Origin of the sequence: Kitasatospora sp. NPDC056531 (assembly GCF_042794375.1) — a bacterium.
GTDB lineage: Bacteria > Actinomycetota > Actinomycetes > Streptomycetales > Streptomycetaceae > Kitasatospora.
On record NZ_JBHTTU010000146.1, the window covers coordinates 7,657 to 10,272 of the forward strand.

The following is a 2,616-nucleotide window of genomic DNA, read 5'->3' on the forward strand; positions in this document are numbered from 1 at the left end:
GCGGGCACGAGCAACGGTGTCACCTTCAGTTACACCGTTCCACCTGTGATCACCGCTCTGAGCCCGGCCTCGGGCGCGGTTGGCACTTCGGTGGTGATCAGTGGTTCGGGGTTCACCGGCGCGTCGTCGGTGCACTTCGGGAGCGCTTCGGCGACGTTCACAGTGCTGAGCGACAGCCAGATCCAGGCCACGGCTCCCGCGGGATCCGGAACGGTCCAGGTCTCGGTCACCACAGCGGCGGGCACGAGCAACAGTGTGGCCTTCGCCTACACCGCCTCACCCGTGATCACCGCTCTGAGCCCGGCCTCCGGGCCAACGGGCGGCACCAACATAGTGACGATCAACGGCTCCGGGTTCACCGGCGCGACGTTGGTGCAGTTCGGCAGCGCCTCGGCGCTGTTCACGGTGGTCAGCGATGCCCAGATCACGGCGACGGCGCCCGCGGGCACCGGTTCCGTCCCCGTCACCGTCACCACCCCGGCGGGCACCAGCAACAGCGTGACGTACACCTACATCAACGCACCCGTGATCACCAGCCTGACCCCGAACCAGGGGCCGACCAGCGGTGGGAACACCGTCACCATCTCCGGCACCAACCTGTCGGGCGCGACCTCGGTGCTGTTCGGCACCCACGCCGCCACGATCACCACCAACACCGCCGCCCAGATCACCGTCACCGCACCCGCAGGAGCGGCGCAGTCGGTCAACGTCACGGTCACCACCTCGGCGGGCACGAGCAACCCGCTGCCGTACTTCTACGTCACGGCCCCGGTCATCATCGGCCTGAACGTGACGGTGGGGCCGAGTGGCGGCGGGAACACCGTCACCATCTTCGGCTCCGGCCTGGCTCTCACCAGCGCCGTGCACTTCGGGCCCGCCGCGGCCACCAACATCACCGTGATCTCCGACAGCCAGATCACGGTCACCGCCCCTGCCGGCACGGGGACCGTCCTGGTCACGGCCACCACACCAGGCGGCACCAGCACCGTCGGGCTGGGCAACGCCTACTACGTCTACGTCGCCCCACCGATCATCAACTCCCTCACCCCGGCCCAGGGTTCGGTGTCCGGCGGGGACGACGTCCTGATCAGGGGAAGCAACCTCACCTACACCGACGCCGTGTTCTTCGGCACCGCTCCGGCGTCCTTCGCCCCGGTCTCCGACACCATGCTCGTGGCCACCTCACCGGCCGGGGCCGCCGGCCCGGTCACCGTCACCGTCCACTCCCCGGGCGGCACCAGCAACGGCGCCACCTTCCAGTACCAGCCATAGCCCGCCCCGAACACCGGTCCGCGGGATCAACCGTCCATCCCGCGGACCGGGCTGTCGGCTCTTCGAGCCTCCAGCGCGCGCTGCGCCTTGAGCTCCACCGCCGCGCCACCGCCGCGACATCACCGACCGCGCCGCCGGGGACGGCCTACCAGACCCACCAGACCACCGACGTCGCCAAACGCCGTCTGACCGGCCCGCGTGGCTCGACGAGCTTGTGCTTCTCCTGGTCGCGGACGGCTTCGGCGACGTGCTCGGTGCGGTTGTGCTCGCGGTCGTCGGTGCCGCTTGCGACCAGGGCGTGCAGCTGCTTGAAGGTGGCGACCTTGAGCACGCCGAGGACGGCGAGGACGTCGTCGCGCACCGAGCCCCAGGAGCCGTTCGGGTTGCGGGCGGAGCGGCGGAAGTGGACCCGGCCGGGCCGGGCCGGCGGCTGCTGGTCGTCTCGGGCGTGCTCCTGGTCCTCGTGCATGTCCGCTCCCCGTGGCTGGTGCTGATCTTCCCCAGACGGGTAAGGACGGGATTACTGAACCTGAAAGCGTGATGTCGGAGCTGTTCGTGACAGTTGCTGGGCTGTTCCGCTACCCCTGGGATCGTGAGGTACGCGCAGGGCGGAGAGTTGACCGACGCCGAGAGGGCCGCGCGGGAGCGGATCCGGCTGCAGGCTGTGGAACGCTTCGAGGGCGGGGAGAAGAACCGGGAGATCGCCACCGCTCTGCGGGTGAGCTAGCGGTCGGTGGAGCGATGGCGCCGGCAGTGGCGTGAGCGAGGTGAAGCCGGAGTCCTGTCGAAGGGATCACCTGGCCGTCCGAGGCTCATCGAGAGGCAAATCGCCAGGTTGGAGCGCGAGTTGGAGCGGGGCCCGCTGGTCCACGGCTGGGAGGATCAGCGCTGGACCCTCGCCAGGGTGAAGACGCTGATCGGCCGCCTGTTCCACGTCAGCTACACGGTCGAGGGGACCTGGGCGTTGCTCAAGCGTCACGTCGTGGCAGCAGCCAGCCCGCAGGGCCATCGAACGCGACGACCAGGCAGTCGAGTTGTGGAGGAAGGAGGTCTGGCCCCAGGTAAAAGCGCGGCGGCGGCTCGGGGAGCCTGTCTGGTCTTCGAGTTGCGCCGTGAGGCGCTGGGATTCGTGTGGAGGTGAGAGACCTTCACCGCTGACCTGTCGTAGCAGGGAGGTGGAGCTGAGGGCAGCCTGATCCGGGTGACGCCGGGGAGGGCGGGAGCGGCCCTGACGAAGCCGGGACGTGGCAGTGAGCTGCCCCGGATTTCGTGGAGTCCGCGATCGTGTGATCAAGCGGCCTGTGGGGCTTGCTCCAGTTGCGCCCAGTACGCCTGTTCGTACTC

At 69.2% G+C, this 2,616-nt stretch carries 3 protein-coding genes and 1 pseudogene; 3 read left to right on the plus strand and 1 reads right to left on the minus strand.

The features are described 5' to 3' along the window. Positions 1-1,272 (plus strand): IPT/TIG domain-containing protein (locus ACFQ87_RS42055; protein WP_380616251.1); only part of this gene is annotated, 1,272 nt, incomplete at its 5' end. Between the two features lie 145 nt (positions 1,273-1,417). Here the strand turns inward: ACFQ87_RS42055 and ACFQ87_RS42060 are convergent. Next, on the minus strand, positions 1,418-1,741 hold the full coding sequence (locus ACFQ87_RS42060) for a hypothetical protein (RefSeq protein WP_380616252.1): 324 nt from the start codon (positions 1,739-1,741) through the stop codon (positions 1,418-1,420). A 123-nt stretch (positions 1,742-1,864) separates the two neighbouring features. Here ACFQ87_RS42060 and ACFQ87_RS42065 point away from each other — a divergent pair, with 123 nt between their 5' ends. Both ACFQ87_RS42065 and ACFQ87_RS42070 read left to right on the plus strand, forming a co-directional pair. Further along, positions 1,865-1,999, plus strand: coding sequence for a hypothetical protein (locus tag ACFQ87_RS42065; RefSeq protein WP_380616253.1), 135 nt, complete (start codon positions 1,865-1,867; stop codon positions 1,997-1,999). A gap of 6 nt (positions 2,000-2,005) precedes the next feature. Beyond that, positions 2,006-2,468: pseudogene (locus ACFQ87_RS42070) on the plus strand (winged helix-turn-helix domain-containing protein). The last annotated feature ends 148 nt before the right edge of the window (positions 2,469-2,616 follow it).